Annotated in this window: 15 protein-coding genes; 3 read left to right on the top strand and 12 right to left on the bottom strand. The window is 40.1% G+C overall.

The window, feature by feature from the left end; genetic code table 11:
* Nucleotides 1-95: 95 nt before the first annotated feature.
* The 4 genes from AC4PG5_RS05320 to wecB all read right to left on the bottom strand — a co-directional run bounded on the left by AC4PG5_RS05320 (nt 96) and on the right by wecB (nt 6,309).
* Entirely contained in the window at nt 96-1,052 is a 957-nt protein-coding gene (locus AC4PG5_RS05320) for a D-2-hydroxyacid dehydrogenase (protein ID WP_492030388.1), read from the bottom strand.
* Between the two features lie 85 nt (nt 1,053-1,137).
* Nucleotides 1,138-2,415: a replication-associated recombination protein A gene (locus AC4PG5_RS05315; protein WP_492030691.1), complete on the bottom strand. Its 1,278-nt coding sequence runs from the start codon at nt 2,413-2,415 to the stop codon at nt 1,138-1,140.
* A 3-nt stretch (nt 2,416-2,418) separates the two neighbouring features.
* Nucleotides 2,419-4,983 carry a DUF5686 and carboxypeptidase-like regulatory domain-containing protein gene (locus AC4PG5_RS05310; RefSeq protein ID WP_492030690.1) on the bottom strand — a complete coding sequence of 855 codons (2,565 nt, stop codon included), beginning with the start codon at nt 4,981-4,983 and terminating at the stop codon, nt 2,419-2,421.
* Nucleotides 4,984-5,223: 240 nt separating this feature from the next.
* Nucleotides 5,224-6,309 (bottom strand): non-hydrolyzing UDP-N-acetylglucosamine 2-epimerase, encoded by a 1,086-nt coding sequence (gene wecB / locus AC4PG5_RS05305; protein WP_492030387.1) that lies wholly within the window; start codon nt 6,307-6,309, stop codon nt 5,224-5,226.
* A gap of 82 nt (nt 6,310-6,391) precedes the next feature.
* Here wecB and AC4PG5_RS05300 point away from each other — a divergent pair, with 82 nt between their 5' ends.
* Nucleotides 6,392-7,000 carry a trimeric intracellular cation channel family protein gene (locus AC4PG5_RS05300; protein ID WP_492030386.1) on the top strand — a complete coding sequence of 203 codons (609 nt, stop codon included), beginning with the start codon at nt 6,392-6,394 and terminating at the stop codon, nt 6,998-7,000.
* A 5-nt stretch (nt 7,001-7,005) separates the two neighbouring features.
* On the opposite strand, the gene AC4PG5_RS05295 is transcribed toward AC4PG5_RS05300, so the two are convergent.
* On the bottom strand, nt 7,006-7,506 hold the full coding sequence (locus tag AC4PG5_RS05295; RefSeq protein ID WP_492030385.1) for a DUF4251 domain-containing protein: 501 nt from the start codon (nt 7,504-7,506) through the stop codon (nt 7,006-7,008).
* A 314-nt stretch (nt 7,507-7,820) separates the two neighbouring features.
* Between AC4PG5_RS05295 and AC4PG5_RS05290 the strand changes: the two genes are divergently transcribed.
* On the top strand, nt 7,821-9,590 hold the full coding sequence (locus tag AC4PG5_RS05290; RefSeq protein ID WP_492030384.1) for a hydroxymethylglutaryl-CoA lyase-like TIM-barrel protein: 1,770 nt from the start codon (nt 7,821-7,823) through the stop codon (nt 9,588-9,590).
* A gap of 218 nt (nt 9,591-9,808) precedes the next feature.
* On the opposite strand, the gene mtgA is transcribed toward AC4PG5_RS05290, so the two are convergent.
* The 3 genes from mtgA to AC4PG5_RS05275 form a co-directional block, all read right to left on the bottom strand.
* Nucleotides 9,809-10,519 (bottom strand): monofunctional biosynthetic peptidoglycan transglycosylase, encoded by a 711-nt coding sequence (gene mtgA, locus AC4PG5_RS05285; RefSeq protein ID WP_492030383.1) that lies wholly within the window; start codon nt 10,517-10,519, stop codon nt 9,809-9,811.
* Entirely contained in the window at nt 10,500-11,174 is a 675-nt protein-coding gene (locus AC4PG5_RS05280) for an OmpA family protein (RefSeq protein WP_492030382.1), read from the bottom strand. Before AC4PG5_RS05280 ends, mtgA begins: the two co-directional genes overlap by 20 nt.
* A gap of 115 nt (nt 11,175-11,289) precedes the next feature.
* Nucleotides 11,290-12,657 carry an MATE family efflux transporter gene (locus tag AC4PG5_RS05275; protein ID WP_492030381.1) on the bottom strand — a complete coding sequence of 456 codons (1,368 nt, stop codon included), beginning with the start codon at nt 12,655-12,657 and terminating at the stop codon, nt 11,290-11,292.
* Between the two features lie 373 nt (nt 12,658-13,030).
* Here AC4PG5_RS05275 and AC4PG5_RS05270 point away from each other — a divergent pair, with 373 nt between their 5' ends.
* Nucleotides 13,031-13,600, top strand: a complete 570-nt coding sequence (locus AC4PG5_RS05270) for a porin family protein (protein ID WP_492030380.1) — start codon at nt 13,031-13,033, stop codon at nt 13,598-13,600.
* A 200-nt stretch (nt 13,601-13,800) separates the two neighbouring features.
* On the opposite strand, the gene AC4PG5_RS05265 is transcribed toward AC4PG5_RS05270, so the two are convergent.
* The 4 genes from AC4PG5_RS05265 to AC4PG5_RS05250 form a co-directional block, all read right to left on the bottom strand.
* Complete coding sequence (locus AC4PG5_RS05265; RefSeq protein ID WP_492030379.1) at nt 13,801-14,409, bottom strand: thiamine phosphate synthase; 609 nt, start codon at nt 14,407-14,409, stop codon at nt 13,801-13,803.
* A gap of 97 nt (nt 14,410-14,506) precedes the next feature.
* A complete protein-coding gene (locus AC4PG5_RS05260) occupies nt 14,507-15,046 on the bottom strand; it encodes a HEAT-like fold family protein (RefSeq protein WP_492030378.1) in 540 nt (179 codons plus the stop codon).
* A 160-nt stretch (nt 15,047-15,206) separates the two neighbouring features.
* Nucleotides 15,207-15,788 (bottom strand): superoxide dismutase, encoded by a 582-nt coding sequence (locus AC4PG5_RS05255; protein ID WP_492030689.1) that lies wholly within the window; start codon nt 15,786-15,788, stop codon nt 15,207-15,209.
* Nucleotides 15,789-15,972: 184 nt separating this feature from the next.
* Nucleotides 15,973-16,557, bottom strand: coding sequence for a superoxide dismutase (locus AC4PG5_RS05250; RefSeq protein ID WP_492030377.1), 585 nt, complete (start codon nt 16,555-16,557; stop codon nt 15,973-15,975).
* Nucleotides 16,558-16,629 lie beyond the last annotated feature (72 nt).

The following is a 16,629-nucleotide window of genomic DNA, read 5'->3' as shown; positions in this document are numbered from 1 at the left end:
CCGATTGTGGTTAGATAGCCTTTTTGTTTCTCAATACGATGAGCCCTCTGAGATGAATGGCCGATCTTTATGTCTTTATGTCTTTATTCCTTTATTTATTTAGCAACGTTATTTTCCGGCTTTCCTGCAATGAATGTTTTGATGTTGCTTAAAATAATGTTCATCAATCGTTCGCGAGCTTCTTTAGTTGCCCAAGCAATATGAGGAGTAATGAAGCAATTCTTGGCTGTAAGTAGGGGATTATCTTCTTTGGGAGGCTCGGTCGACAAGACATCCACACCGGCAGCGTAAATGGTGCCTTGGTTTAGAGCATCCGCCAAATCTTGTTCATTGATCAGTCCCCCTCGTCCCGTATTAATCAGGACGGCCGTTGGTTTCATGAGAGCTAGTCGTTTGGCATTGACCAACTCTTTGGTCGTATCGGTTAGCGGGCAATGCAAACTGATAATGTCGCATTCGGCAAATAGCTCATCCAGCTCTTTCTTCTTGATTTCAGGAGGGAGCTGAAAAGGCGATTTCGAGGTATATGCAAAGACTTGCATGCCAAATCCGATAGAGACTCTGGCCGTAGTATAACCAATATGCCCCAAACCGACCAATCCGATCTTTTTGTCCCGTAACTCCATAAGCGGAGTGTCCCAGAAACAGAAATCGTTACTCTTGCTCCAATCGCCTTGACGTACTTTGTTGGAGTAGTGGTCTACACGTTGCGTGATGTTTAGGATATGCGCAAAAACCATTTGAGCAACAGAAGCGGTGCTATAAGCCGGAATGTTGGTTACAACAATCCCGCGTTCTTTGGCTGCTTTTATATCGACTATATTATATCCGGTAGCCATGACACCGATATATTTTAAACCAGGTAGGGCGGCAATATGGTCGGCTGTGATGACCACCTTATTGACTAAAATAACCTCTGCCTCCGAAGCTCGTTCTATCACTTTTTCAGTAGGAGTGCGATCGTAAATCGTACATTCTCCTAATGTTTCGATCTTATCCCAGGACAGATCACCGGGATTGGCGGCATAACCGTCTAATACAACAATTTTCATAAGCTTTTTATTTAATAAATCTTTTTATACTCCATTGATACTCTTTTTATAGTCCATTGATCTAGAGACAATCTCTTGGCAGATCTTACTTCTTTGTTCGATACCGATCGCCCCACAATCGCTGCATTCTCTCTTCATGCTTGCTTTCAGCAGGATTGCTCTGAGGATGCCAAATTTGTGTTTCTTTAAGCTCGTCGGGTAGGTATTGCTGTTGCACAAAGTTCCCTTCATAGCTATGAGCATACTTGTAATCTTGTCCGTATCCCAACTGTTTCATTAACTTGGTGGGAGCATTACGAAGATGCAAGGGTATGGGGAGGTTACCGGTTTGCCGTACCAATTCGAGCGCTTCATTGATGGCCATGTAGGCTGAGTTGCTTTTGGGACTCGTTGCCAGGTATATGGTTGCCTCTGCCAAAGGAATACGTCCCTCCGGCCAGCCGACTTTCATAATCACATCAAAACATGTGTTGGCGATGAGTAGGGCATTGGGATTCGCTAAACCGATGTCTTCGGCGGCCGAGATCACCAATCGGCGTGCAATGAATGCCGGATCTTCACCACCTTCGATCATCCGGGCTAACCAATATATCGCTCCGTCGGGGTCGCTGCCACGAATCGATTTGATAAATGCGGAGACAATGTCATAATGCATTTCTCCTTCTTTATCGTAGGCCATCGGATTTTCCTGCAAGCGATCGGTGACAATTTTGTCATTGATCACGACAGGATCTTGACTTTCTGAACTGACAATGAGTTCGAGTATGTTGAGCAACTTGCGGGCATCTCCTCCCGAAAAACGTAAGATCGCCGTGGTTTCTTGAAGCTCTATTTTTCGTTCTTTAAGAATGAAATCGGTAGTGATGGCTCGTTGAAGTAGTGCCAATAAATCTTCTTGTTCGAGCGATTTAAGGACGTATAGCTGACAACGGGATAGAAGGGGGCGGATCACTTCAAATGAGGGATTCTCGGTCGTCGCCCCGATTAACGTGATGGTGCCTTGTTCAACAGCTCCTAAGAGTGAATCCTGTTGTGACTTGCTGAATCGATGAATTTCGTCAATAAAAAGGATCGGGTTCGCTTGAGAAAAGAAACGGTTGCTCTTGGCTCGTTCAATCACTTCACGGACGTCTTTTACTCCGGACGTAACGGCACTTAAGGTGTAAAATGGCGTCTCCAGTTTATTGGCTATAATCTGGGCCAAGGTGGTTTTGCCCACTCCCGGAGGACCCCAAAGGATAAAAGAGGAGATTCGTCCGCTGTCGATCATCCGACGGAGAACCGCATTCGGGCCAATGAGGTGTTGTTGGCCGATATATTCATCTAATGTTTTGGGGCGTAAACGCTCTGCTAATGGTTGTATCATTTAAAAAATCATTAATATCATAAACCGAATCCCGCTTTTATTAATGCCGGGGTTGTTACGGTAAGTAAAACGGTGTACATATTCAACGTGTAGGAGTTTGAATATGTTGTATATTCCAACACTTCCCTCAATATAAGGTACTTTAGGGTCCATCGCGAAACTCGTGTATTGACCATCTCTTGTTGGGAAACGGAATAAATCGGAGTTCTGACTGACGAATGGATTGTTTTTGTCGGTCAGGCTTCCCCATAGCGCTCGGACGCGGAACATTTCACGCCATTTGAGTTTCTTTAATAAGGGAATTCGATTAAAGAGTTTTCCGTTCATGTCGTACGACAAAGACAGAGAGGCAAATCGGTCGTTAAGAAACTCCATATTATTAATCAGACAGAATGTTTCTCGCTGAGTGATATAGGACAGGTTGGCCTCCGGCAAGATGAGCAAAGGGAAAGGTACGGTATTCCATTCGGCACCGGCCTTCAGGCTACAATCGATCTTACCCCAAGAGGAGGGAAGCCAAAATCGTTTCCAAAGGCTTGCTTCTGTACGGTTGAAGTTATATTCTCCACCGAGTACTCCCTTAAAGCCCATGGTATGAGATAGCGTGAATATTGGCGCATCTAATGATACCGGGACACGTCGTTGTTTGGAGTTGACAAATGATTCTCCGGGGGCATAACGGAGGGTCAGGTTAGCCTCTGTTGTCGTGATGTCGTGTACTTTTTCCGAGGAGTTGGTCTTGATGTATTCCAACTTTCCTGCCGGTTCGTCGTTGCGGCGGCGCAACATGGCCTTCACGCCCAAACCTTCCGGATTCTCAAGTTCGTAGGTAATGGTCGCATCTCGGATATACGACATTTGGTCGACTGTGGTGGTCTTGAAGGCGAGGAAAACGTTATCTTTATCGGTGAACAGAAATTTATCCATGGGCGACATGACATCGTAGCTATAGCTAGCCGATAAGTTGTGCTTCGGAAATTCCCAGACCACGTAATCGCGTTTATTGAAGCAATGGGTCACTTCTGCTTTATATTTCCACTTTTTGTCTTTCAATCCATAGGCTGTGTATCCGCTAAAGAACCAGTTCGGATTGAGATGAGCGGTCGACATTCCACTTAAACGGAAACGGGTACCATCAATATAGTTGCTCGAGATCATGGTGTTGATCGGGCCAATATCGAATTTGCTCTTGGTGTTTTTACTTCCTGTCTCAACGAAGTTCTCAATCAAAGCTTTTGCGCCAAAGATGATGTATTTGAATCCCGGGATCTCTTCAAGACGTTTGATGAATAGCCCCATAGAACTTTCCTTCTTGGTTAGAGGGACCTGACGTACGTTGGCCCAGTATTCGTCGCTTTTGGAAAGCATGTCGGCTTGTTTGATGACGTTTCCTCGAAGACGAAACAGTCTTGGCTCAATAGGCGTAAATTGGTAATGGCTGTATTTGGTGGTCCGTTCAACTTGTATGCCGCTATTCCCATTTGAGTTCCAAGAGAGATCCACCGTCATGTCGTCGTCAGAAAGAACCCAATTCCCATTTGGCAATTGTTCGTAGTCTTGTGTGATATCCATGTTATTCACGAAGTTCACGCCGGTCTTCTTGGGCAAACTCATGGTGCATCGTTTAACGGCATAGGTCGAATCTTTCAAAACATAGAGATGTCCTGTAAATCCAAAGTCTTGTGAGTTTTGTGGAACAAAAGTCAGGTGCACGCATTCATCTTTTTCGACCTTGATGGTGTCCATCAAATAAAATTTGTAGAACGAAATGGCATCGTTGCCAATCGGGCTGACAAACCGACGTTGTAAGAGGCGTATGTTGTTGTCATAAATATTAATCTCTGAGAACACATCCTTCAGAACAGTCCCAAGCATATCGCCTGTCGAAAAGAACTCGTCAATGCCATTTGAATTTAAGCCTTGAATAATGGCTTTCTTGCTTTCCGGGTTTTTGCGATAGATGATTTGTGATGCTGTTTCTTGTACAGATATGGGAAGAATCAGCTTGTTTGTTTTCTCGGAAACTTCTACTTGATCGCGTAAGAACGAGTATTTCTTATAGATGCCTTTCTCTAGTTTCTCGGGAGTCAGATCATTGATCGACATTTTCATCTTCTCGTATTTATCGTATTGATAAAAGTCGTTTTCTTCAAGTTTCTGAGCTTTCTTATTCTCGATAACCTTACGCATGAAATCGACTGCCGGATTGTTTTTACGAGAATATTTTTCCCTCTTGGGCTTGACTACTACCTCGCTCAACATCACATTGTCTAATGTCAACTGCACGTTTAACTCTTTGGTGTTTGAGGCGATTTTAACCGTTTTTGTTTGGTAGCCAATTGCGGAGAAGGTTATTTCGTTCCATCCTCTTTTAGACTCTAGCTTGTATTCTCCTTTGATGTTGGAAACCGTACCTATGCCTTTTTGAGGATAAAATACAGAAACATACATTAAGGGTTCATTGGTAGACGAATCAGTGATGGTTCCCTTGATCTGTGCCGAAATATGGGGAGCTATGATCGATAATAAAAAAAGTAAGACGATCTTATTATATTGCTGGTTCATAATGGTCTGTAAAATAAGGAATACAAAGTTAATAAAATTGTTGTTAGTTGCGATCATTATAACTTTTTTTACTATTCCTTGTGTTTAATGTAGAATAAGAAGAGACTTACTTTGAGCTTATTGGCTTTAGGCTAACATTGAATGAGATATAAAGGAAGATTTGGGTATGGTGTATAACAGAAAACGGTATTAAGAGTCATTTCTTAATACCGTTTTTGTGTGAACGATTGAGGTTTTATCTTAACTCTCAGTCAGAATTTGTATAATTCGTTCAGCCGTTCTTCCGTCCCAACGTTCAGGAAGTTGGCCTTGTTTCCATTCACCTTTTAGTAAACTCTCCATTTTCTCAGAAAGTTTTAGCGAATCTTCGCCTACGAGTTCGTTGGTTCCGATGCGATAGGTCTCAGGATGTTCTGCATAAGAGTTTAATGTGATACATGGAATGCCTAAGAATGTTGCTTCTTCAGCAACATTACCTGAGTCGGTTATAATGGCTTTGGCGTGATTAATCAGATATCCAAAGAACAAATAACTTTGAGGAGGCATAATATGCAAATTAGGCATTGGAAGATTTAGCGATTTAATGGCATCGCTGACATAAGTGTGTAATGGGGCGACAATTGGTACTCCATTCGACTTATCTATCAATGTCTTTATCAGTTTCTTAAGATTCTTCTTGTCGTTCAAAACAACCCGGCGATTAAGGGTTAAAAGAATGTATTCTTTTTCTTTTAGTCCTAGAATATTAAACCAGATCGGCTTTAATAACCGATTACGGTTGTATCGGATAGAATCTATTAAGATATTCCCAACGTAATAAATGTTTTTTTCTTCTGTTCCGGTCTGATTAAGATTACGATTGGCAATCATTCCGGCTGTGAATAGATAATCGGATAGTCCATCTGTGATCATACGGTTGACCTCCTTAGGCATCGTCATATCGAAAGAACGTGTACCTGCTACTAGATGCGCCACTTTAATCCCTAGTTTTTTGGCTACAATGGCACAACTCATCGTTGCTGTTAAATCATCTACGACGATCACAATATGTGCCGGATTTTCAGTAAGCTCTTGTTCAAAAGCAATCATAATACCTGCAGCTAACCTTGTTGAATTGCCACCTTCTATTCCTAAATAGCCATCAGGCTCTCTCATATCAAGGTCGGCAAATAGAGACGCGTCTAAACTGGTATCCTCTTTTTTTCCCGTATAGATGAGTCGGTAAGAGATACTTTTACCTTGCATCCGTGCGGCTTCAATTGCACGCATGATCGGAGCAATTTTCATAAAATTGGGGCGAGCCCCGGCAACAATCGTAATTTTCATATGCTTTCTAACAATTTTCACGAAACAAAAGTACACTTTCTTATTGAAATTATTTGTTACTTTGCAAACAAAAAAATACGATATGCCGACATTTGTTCAGATACTTGATTTTATTGGTACGTTTGCATTTGCCATTAGTGGAATTCGCTTAGCTTCTGCTAAACAGTTTGATTGGTTTGGAGCTTACGTTGTAGGTCTCGCAACGGCTATTGGGGGTGGAACGATTCGTGATGTTTTACTTGATGTTACTCCTGCATGGATGGTTAGCCCGATCTATCTGGTTTGTACAGGTTTAGCTTTGTTCTGGGTCATTTTATTTGGGAAATATCTTATTCATCTACATAATACTTTTTTCCTTTTCGATACGATTGGCTTGGCTTTGTTTACTGTTGTCGGTGTTGGGAAAAGCTTGGCGCTGGGGTATCCTTTTTGGGTGGCGATCATCATGGGTAGTGTCACAGGAGCAGCAGGTGGTGTGATTCGTGATGTTTTCATCAACGAAATTCCTCTGATTTTCCGGCAAGAGATTTACGCAATGGCCTGCGTCTTGGGGGGTATTGCTTATTGGTTGTGCGATCTGGTAGGTTTGGGATCTTATGTCTGTCAGATTGTGGGCGGATCAATCGTTTTTTTGGCCCGCGTTCTTGCAGTTAAGTACCATATTCGCTTACCTATATTAAAAGGGAATTAGAAGATCTATTTATTCTTTTCTAGTGAAAGGTCACCGTGGAACGTAATAGGTTGTCTATTCCGCATATTAACGTTGACTGTAGCCGAACCATTTGAGAAGATTGTTAAGGTGAAATTAAACGAATCTTCGGTGGTTTCAGCCGAGAACTGAATCAAATGTTTTCCCTTTTTATTCAAATGCTCTGAATAATTACTTATTGAGGTTTGAAAGATTAATCCACTGCCTCCTCCATATGGTATAGAATAAGCTCTCCCGTAATAGGGTAAATAGGAATAGATCGAATCGTTTTTAATCTCAACACTGTAAGGAGAAGTTAGCTGAACAAGTTTGCCACTCATTGGTATGGCTGTTTCGACGTTGATCTTATATTCTTTAGATTGTATCAATTCTTGCACAGTCTTAGCCTTCATCGCGGCTTTATCTTTCTTTGCATTCTGAGCAAACATTGGTACTAAACAGATCGAAAAAACAGTGAATAATAACGTTATTCTGCTTAATAGTTTCATGGCTTAACTTTTTATGATTTTACTAACTATAACAGTCCAATCGTGATGTATTCTTTGTAATCCTTATTTTTTTAACTATTTTTATTTCAATATCATATTACCGTAAAGTTTCTTGTGACGAAATGTTATAAAAACGATGCTTTTTACGATTGCTGACTTTTTATCGTTTTCTTCTATTTAACTGACAATATGATATATAACATATCTTTTTTGATAAAAATTTTCTTTGTTTTTTGTCTTTATGTCAAATAAACCAGTATATTTGCGTTTACAGAAGTTAAAATAAAAAAGAAAATATTTATCAAATTGCGGTCATGAAGAAAGAAATAAAGTTTAGTCTCCTTTATAGAGATATGTTTCAATCATCCGGAAAATATCAGCCTCGTATTGATCAATTAGTACGGATCGCACCAGTAATTGTCGAAATGGGTTGTTTTGCTCGTGTCGAAACCAATGGTGGGGCTTTTGAACAAGTAAACCTTTTGTATGGCGAAAATCCGAACAAGGCAGTAAGGGCTTTTACAAAATTCTTCAATGATGCCGGCATTCAGACACATATGCTGGATAGAGGCTTGAATGGCTTGAGAATGTATCCTGTACCAGCTGATGTTCGTCGACTCATGTACAAGGTTAAACATGCGCAAGGTGTAGATATTACTCGTATTTTTTGCGGATTGAATGAAGTACGTAATATCATTCCTTCTATTCATTATGCTCTTGAAGCCGGTATGATTCCTCAAGCAACGCTTTGTATTACTTTCTCTCCCGTACATACGGTGGAGTATTACACCGCTATTGCCGACAAGTTAATTGAGGCTGGGGCTACTGAAATCTGTTTAAAAGATATGGCAGGAATTGGTCGTCCGGCAATGCTGGGACGATTGACCAAAAATATTAAGACCAAACATCCTGAAGTGATTGTGCAATACCATGGGCATAGTGGACCTGGGCTATCAATGGCTTCTATCTTGGAGGTTTGTGAAAATGGAGCTGATATTATTGATGTGGCTATGGAACCATTGTCTTGGGGAAAAATTCATCCGGACGTGATTTCTGTTCAGGCCATGTTGAAAGATGCCGGATTCCAAGTTCCGGAAATTAATATGAAAGCTTATATGAAAGCGCGTGCTTTGACGCAAGAATTTATAGATGATTTCTTAGGATTCTTTATGGATCCGACCAACAAACATACATCTTCTTTGCTTTTGAAGTGTGGACTTCCCGGAGGTATGATGGGGTCAATGATGGCTGATTTGAAAGGCGTACATTCCGGTATTAATTTGATCTTAAAAGGTAAAAATGAACCGGAATTAAGTATTGACGATTTATTGGTGATGCTTTTTGATGAAGTTGAATATGTTTGGCCTAAACTCGGATATCCTCCATTGGTGACTCCATTTAGTCAATACGTTAAAAATGTAGCCTTAATGAACCTGCTTGCTCAGGTTAGAGGGGAAGAGCGTTGGACGATGATTGATAATCATACTTGGGATATGATCATAGGTAAAAGTGGACGATTGCCTGGCCCTCTTGCACCGGAAATTGTTAAATTGGCCGAGGAAAAGGGACTCACCTTTACCGATGAGGATCCTCAACAGAACTATCCGGACCAATTGGATGAATACCGCAAGGAGATGACAGAAAATGGTTGGGATTTTGGACCGGACGATGAGGAATTGTTTGAGTTGGCGATGCATGATAGACAATATCGTGATTATAAGTCTGGAGTTGCAAAGAAACGTTTCCAAGAAGAACTACAACGGGCAAAAGATGCTGAGCTTGTTAAACAAGGATTCTCTGACGAGGATGTTAAGAATATGAAGCGTTCTAAAGCTGAACCTATTATGGCAATGGAGAAAGGACGCATCATTTGGGAGATCGATGTTGAATCTCCATCAATGGCTCCTGAAGTAGGACGTAAATACCAACCGGATGATGTGTTCTGTTATATCGCTACGCCTTGGAATACATACGATAAGGTGTTTGCAAACTTTAAAGGACGTATTATAGAAATTGCAACTAAACAGGGAGGACTTGTTAATAAAGGCGATGTCTTAGCTTATATTGAAAGAGTAGATAGTTAGCATAATTTAAAGTGATAGTTAGTAAGAGAGAGAGACGGTGACCAGACTGTAGAAATACAGGATGATCACCGTTTTCTCTTATTCTTAATGCAAATACTGCTTTCTTTCTTTCTTCTCTCTTAAATCTAACCATTTCTTGTGTTTAATTCCAAAGGGAAATGGCTTTTCTTTTTAGTGAAAGGTTATGATCGGTCTAACTGCACACGAAAAGAAGACTCTTATGGATTCTTCTTTCCTTTGTCAGCAGGGAATTGTGGAACTAACCTCATTAGTCGTAGGATTTGCTGTTGACGTTTTTGCATATATTTCGATGGATGTCCCGAATCGAAACGAATCGGATTGGGGAGGGAAGCAGCAATCAAGGCACATTGTTGTCGATTGAGCTTCTGAGCCGTCGTTCCAAACTTGTATTTGGCCGTAGCTTCTGCCCCGTATATACCTTTCCCCATCTCGATAGAGTTCAGATAAACTTCCATGATGCGTTCCTTTGACCAACAAAGTTCAATCATAAAGGTGAAATAAACCTCAAATCCTTTTCTGACCCATGAAGACTGCGGCCATAGAAAAACGTTCTTCGCCGTTTGCTGACTGATTGTACTAGCACCACGTTTCCGCTTGCGTTTTTCGTTTTCTTTAATAGCTTTCTTTATTTCAACGAAATCAAATCCATTGTGAGTTGCAAAACGATTATCTTCGGAAGCTATCACAGCCATCGCTAAATGCGGAGATATTTTCTCAGAAGAAACCCACGTGTGTTTCCACGTAGGCGTATCTCCTGAAAATAATTGTTGCGTGTATCGAATAACCATTAATGGTGTTGCATATACCGGGATGAACCGGTATGCAAGCACAGTCAAGGTAGATGATACAAAAAAGAAGATGATGATATTGCGTATGATACGTAATATCTTACTTACCGGCTTCTGCATTTTTGATCATTTGTTCGCTAGCGTACATGTAAACTTCTACACGACGATTTTGCTCTGCTGTTTCTGATTCATTATATTCGGCGTAACCGACTCCTTTAACTTCTTTAAACTGAGAAGGATTTACTCCACATCTTTGCAAATATTGTTGTACTTCGAAGGCGCGATTAGTTGAAACCTTTTGGTTAGCTTCGAAAGAACCAACTTTGTCTGTATGACCGATAACGGCAATGTCAATGGTTGGGTCAGTTTTTAGGATATTAGCAAATTCAGCTAAAGATGTTTTCGAATTGTCGCTTAGTTTCGAAGAGTTGAAAGGGAATAGAATACCTGAACTGAAAGTTACTTTAACCGCTTTTAGCCCGTTGTTATCAGTTATCTGTTCTACTTGAGCACCTTCTATCTTAGCTGCTTCGGCAGCTTTCTTATCCATTTTTCGTCCGATAAGTACACCGGCGCCTCCTCCGACAGCAGTACCAATCGCTGCACCAATCGCTGCACCTTTGCCATTTCCGGCGATACCACCGATGATTGCACCTAAAGCAGCTCCTGTTCCAGCTCCTATGGCGCCACCTTTTGCTGTGTTATTCATACTTGCACAGCCACTAAACACCAATGTTACACTTAAAAGAAGTGCCATAAATTTTACTTTTTTCATAATTAGTTGTTTTAATTAATGTTCTTATTTGTGAGGTTTATACACAAAAATAGAGTTTTGTTTCTATATATAAAGACTAGATAAACATTTTTGTTTTCAATAAGACCTCTTTTTATTATTGAGTCAAGGTGTTGGATTTTTCTATTTTGCTTAAACCTAGATAGTTTTTCTTTGTGATCATAAACCATGTTAACAATGTTAGGCCTTTTAAAATGGTGGTTAAACAAACGGCCCACCATATACCTTCTACGCCCAAGCCCATTTGAACGAAGATAATAGCCAAAGGTATTCGCATATAGTTTAGTACAATACTGGTTATTGCTGGTGGAACAGTGCGCCCCATGCCATAAAAAATACCTTGCATGGTTATTTCAAGCATCATAAACATCTGAGAATAGCCATCAATGCGCAAGAATGTTCCTCCTGCCTCGTAGGCTATAGGTTCCGGAACGAATATCGAAAAGACTTCATTGCCGAAGAATACGAAAAGAATGGTACATAAGCTACCAAATATTCCGGTCATCAAAAGGGTGGTATGCCAAGCCTTGAGTACCCGGCTGATTTTATTAGCAGCGTAGTTCTGGGCAATAAATGCGCTTAGTCCGGTAGCAAATCCTTGCGATGTGTTCCAAGTGATGGCTTCAATTTGCCCTCCGGTCGTAAAAGTCATGAGTCCGATATGTCCGCCTTGTTCTGATGCTGTTCTGCAAAGAAACATATTAACAAAAGCAAAAAGCGTATTAAGTGTTGCCACCGGAACACCTAGTTTTAAGATGCGTTTAGTGTAATGTGACTTAAACTTTGTAAAGAAAGGAAATCGTCCCAATAGAACATCTCTGTACCGGAGTTGATAAACAAAGAGTATAAAGACGGTTGCCTCAGAGATCCATGTGGCGTAAGCAGCTCCGTTAGTACCTAGTCCTAATAGAAAAATAAATATGGGGTCTAATATAATGTTTAGAACAAGACCGGCGCCGCTAATGTAGAAAGGGGTTTTACTCCTTCCGGAAGCATTGTATATTCCAGTAAATGAGGCTGAAAGAAAGACGAATGGTAGCCCTGTTGAAATGATTTTTAGGTAGTTAACCGAGTTATGAGCAATAGTGGGTTCCAACTCATAAATAGCAATGATCGGCTTGGATAAAATAAAGAGTAAGCCGCCAAGAACTATGGAAATTATAAGCGCCATAGTTATATTATGAGAAGCAAATCTGCGTGCTGCTTCTTGATCTTTCGCACCGATCGACTGACCTACGCTAACCTCTGAGCCAACTTTGTTCAGCAAAGAAATAGAACTAGACATCCACATTAATAAGCCAACTGCTCCAACTGCTGCAACGGCTTCACTGCCCAACCTCCCTAACCATGCCATATCCGTTAGGTTATATGCCATTTGTATAAAAGAGGTTGCCATGATGGGCAACGCCAAATTGAATAATTGTTTGTTGATCGGTCCTTGTGTAAGATTCTTTATTCCTTGCATGTTTCTTAAATCAAAATAGTTCGCAAAGATAACTAAAAACGCGATTAGAAGATGCATCCCTTTTTAATTCTTTTCTGACATCACAGTCAAGTGGCATTATGAACGTTGTTCTGTTTTATGAAATCATAATAAGAATAGGTCGATTAGGGTAAATTAGGAATATTCCGTTCAAAAATAGGTCTTTTCCTCTCCATAATCTGATAGTTCTATTTTTGTTTACAAAAACTTGTAAAAAGTTGTTTTTATTGAAATCTGTACTTATTTTTGTATCGTAAATAAATCGATATACCTAAACTTTTCATCCTTATTGATTTAGGTGATGAATTTGTTGATATAATAATTCTTATTTATTAATTATTAAAAAGTTACAATTATGAAAAAAGGTTTTTTGTTTATGTGCTTAGCACTCTTTTCTGTCGTATCATTTGCTCAGATTTCTAGTTGGAATATCAAGGCTGGTATGAATATTAGTAATTTTGGTGGTGATCTTGATATGAATGCAAAGGTTGGCTTGAAGTTCGGAGGTGGATTTGATTATGCCGTGAATCAAACATTTTCAATACAGCCCTCATTATTCTTCTCAACTAAAGGAGCTAAAGAAGGTTCCGTAACTGCTAATCTAGCTTATTTAGAATTACCAGTAATGGCTGCTGCTCATTTTAATGTTGCTGATGACAAAAACATAGTTTTGAGCGCTGGTCCTTATTTGGCCTATGGTATTGGAGGTAAAACTAGCATTGAAGAGGATGGCGTAACAGGCAGTGTCGATTCTTTTGGAGATAATCGTTTTAAACGATTTGATGCTGGTTTGGGACTTGGAGTTGCTCTTGAACTCAATAAATTTATTATTGGCCTTGAAGGTCAACTGGGATTGACTAATATTGTTGATGGTGGAAATACTAAGAATCAAAACTTCTCAATCGTGTTGGGTTATAAGTTCTAATTAAGAAAACGACCTTTCTTGAAAATACTGCTATCTGTTGAAAAACAGAAGGGCAGAACGAATCATAGCGAAATAGACCTCAAAAGTCTTTTTCGCTATGTGTTTTTAAGCCGGTTTTTATATAAGAAGAGCGGCCTCATTTTTCACAGAGACCGCTCTTCTTATCTTTTTATCACTAAGTGTTCGTTGTGTATTCTTTATTATTCGGCTAATCTTTTAAGCTCTTTAAAATGATCGACCACGGCAAGATAATTATTATCATTATACGGATCGAATCGTCCCCACAAGTCGCCTAATACGGCAGCGCCCCCAAATCCGAAATCTTTGATCTCAAGCAGATTGTCAGCATTGATACCGCCTAAAGCGATGACTTTTGAATCGATGATTTTTTCTTTCTGAGCTTGTCGCAACTCTTCCGGGGTATGCATTGAATAATGGTTGACTTTAGATATGCTGTCGTATATTGGACTCAAAAAGACATAATCATAAAAATGTTTTTTGCTTTTAACTTCCTCTGTTGTATGGCACGAGCAACTGATATGTCCTTCGTAGTCATGTGGCTCATTAGGATTGCGTACATTGAGATGAATTCCTCGTAAGTTGAATTCTTCTTTTAGATAGAAATGTTCGTGCGTAACAATGCGGGAATGAAATTTTTGTGGGATTAATGTAAGTAGGCGCTCAGCAAACATCGAAGACGTCTCCGGCTTGCGAAGATGCAGTATTTCCAAACCTTCCTCGAAGAGAGCGGTGATGATCTTGTCCTCTTCTACAAAAAAGGTTGGGGTTGTAATGACAATAAGTTTCATTTCTTATAGGGTTATGTCTAGCAAAGTTACTAATACCTCTTGTGAAAGACTAAACTTTACTGTGAAAAAATGTTAGTATTAACAAACTCTTTCTCTTTTATCGAGGGATGGGAATCTTTTTTAGCTTTTTTATTTTTTTTGTAGTCTGTCTAAGGGTTGCTTGTACGGCTGGAGTATAACAGTCGGTTTGCAGATATTCGAGATATTCGGCTAGCTCGTTCATTAAATCAGTCTTGTTGAGGCACATTTGGTAAGCTAGCTTGATACAAATGGCGATGACGGCCGGTGGTTGACCGGCATTAGATAGGGTGTCTAGGCAAAAATTAAACAATGGAGTAGAGAACAAGTTCTTATGGGATGATGCCAATAATATATTTAGAGCCAAACGCTTTGTTCCATCGTGGTTGCTCTTTAGTATAAATTCGACAATTTCCGATTCTTTGTCGATAAATAGAGTGTGGTGACGTCTGGCTAGTGTATCGCAAACCCACCATGCATGCCAAGATATACGCTTATTCTGGTGTTTAGTCAATTCATATAAGCCATCTAGTTTTTCAGGATGAGACTCAACTTCAAAGGCAACTTGTTCAACCTCTAATTTTCCTATGGTGTTCGATAGGATGATTTCGATATTCATGTGTGACTTTATTTTGTAAGATACCAACGTTGTGATATGGATAAAATACAAATGTACACAAAAAAACAGATGACGTCAAAATAGATCTTTTATGTAGGCATAATTAAGGCCATCTCGTTGTTTTGAGATGGCCTTAGTTAATTTATAAAGTTAAAGGTCTTTATAGTCGTTGTTCAACGACATCCCAGTCGATGATTTCCCATAATTTATTGATATGGTCTGCTCGCTTATTTTGATAGTCGAGGTAGTAAGCATGTTCCCATACGTCGAAACCGATAAGTGGTTTTAGTCCGTGACGAAGGGGATTGCTTCCGTTGGCTTCTTTGGTAATTTGTAGTTTACCATTTGAATCGACCGATAGCCATGCCCATCCGGAGCCAAACAAACCGACTGATGCAGCATCTAATTCTTTTTGCAGATTTTCTAAACTGCCAAAGTCGCGTTCTATAGCTTCTGCCAACTTTCCGGTAGGTGCTTTCTTACTCGGATTAGGGGCGAACTGCAGAAAGTACAGGTTGTGGTTAAGTACCTGACCCGCATTGTTGAAAATCGCTCCGTCGGGAGCAGACTTAACAATCTCTTCTACACTTTTTCCTTCAAATTCGGTTCCGGGAACAAGATTATTCAAGTTGTTGACATATGCTTGAAGGTGTTTGCCATGATGGAACTCTATGGTTTGCTGACTGATAATGGGTTCTAATGCATTAGCAGCATACGGTAGTTTAACTAATTGATAATTCATAGTTGTTATTTGATTTTGATGATCGACTCTTGCGGCTTCTTTCTCTTTATTATCTGCTTTAAGCATGGGCGAGAAAAGCGTAATTGCCGTAAAAGCCAATATAAATGGTTTTAAAATAGTGGTGCGCATTGAAGTCTTTTTTTTAGTTTAAATAAACTCTAATGGTGTATTTGTGAGTTGCACTTCAAAGCATTCTGTTCTCGATGGTGTTCCAATCCACCAGATCCCAAAGGCGTGCAATATGATCTGCTCGGCGGTTTTGGAAATCGAGATAATAAGCATGTTCCCAAACGTCGAATCCGAGTAATGGAGTCAAACCGTGACGTAATGGTATGCTACCGTTAGCTTCCTTAGTGATGTGCAGTTTGCCATTTGAATCGGCCGATAGCCAGGCCCATCCTGAGCCGAACAATCCGACTGATGCGGCATTTAATTCTTTTTGTAGATTTTCCAAACTACCAAAGTCGCGTACGATTGCTTCAGCGAGTTTACCTGTCGGTGCCTTTTTAGTCGGATGAGGCGTGAATTGAAGGAAATATAACGTGTGGTTGAGTACTTGACCGGCATTGTTAAAGATTGCACCATCCGGAGCAGTCTTTACAATCTCCTCAACAGTCTTTCCTTCGAACTCGCTACCCGGGACCAAGTTGTTTAAGTTATTGACGTACGCTTGAAGATGTTTTCCGTAATGAAATTCAATCGTTTGTTTACTGATGATAGGCTCTAATGCGTCGTTCGCATAAGGTAGTTTTACTATTTCGTAGCTCATAATTTTAACTTTTAAAATTGAATAAATTGTGATGTATTCTTATAACAAACGTTTTTTGAAATATGTTCATTT

This window comes from Bacteroides sp. QWL-09 (genome assembly GCF_058683585.1).
Note: the sequence above shows the minus strand (reverse complement) of the source record. Positions and strands in the feature narration are given on the sequence as shown.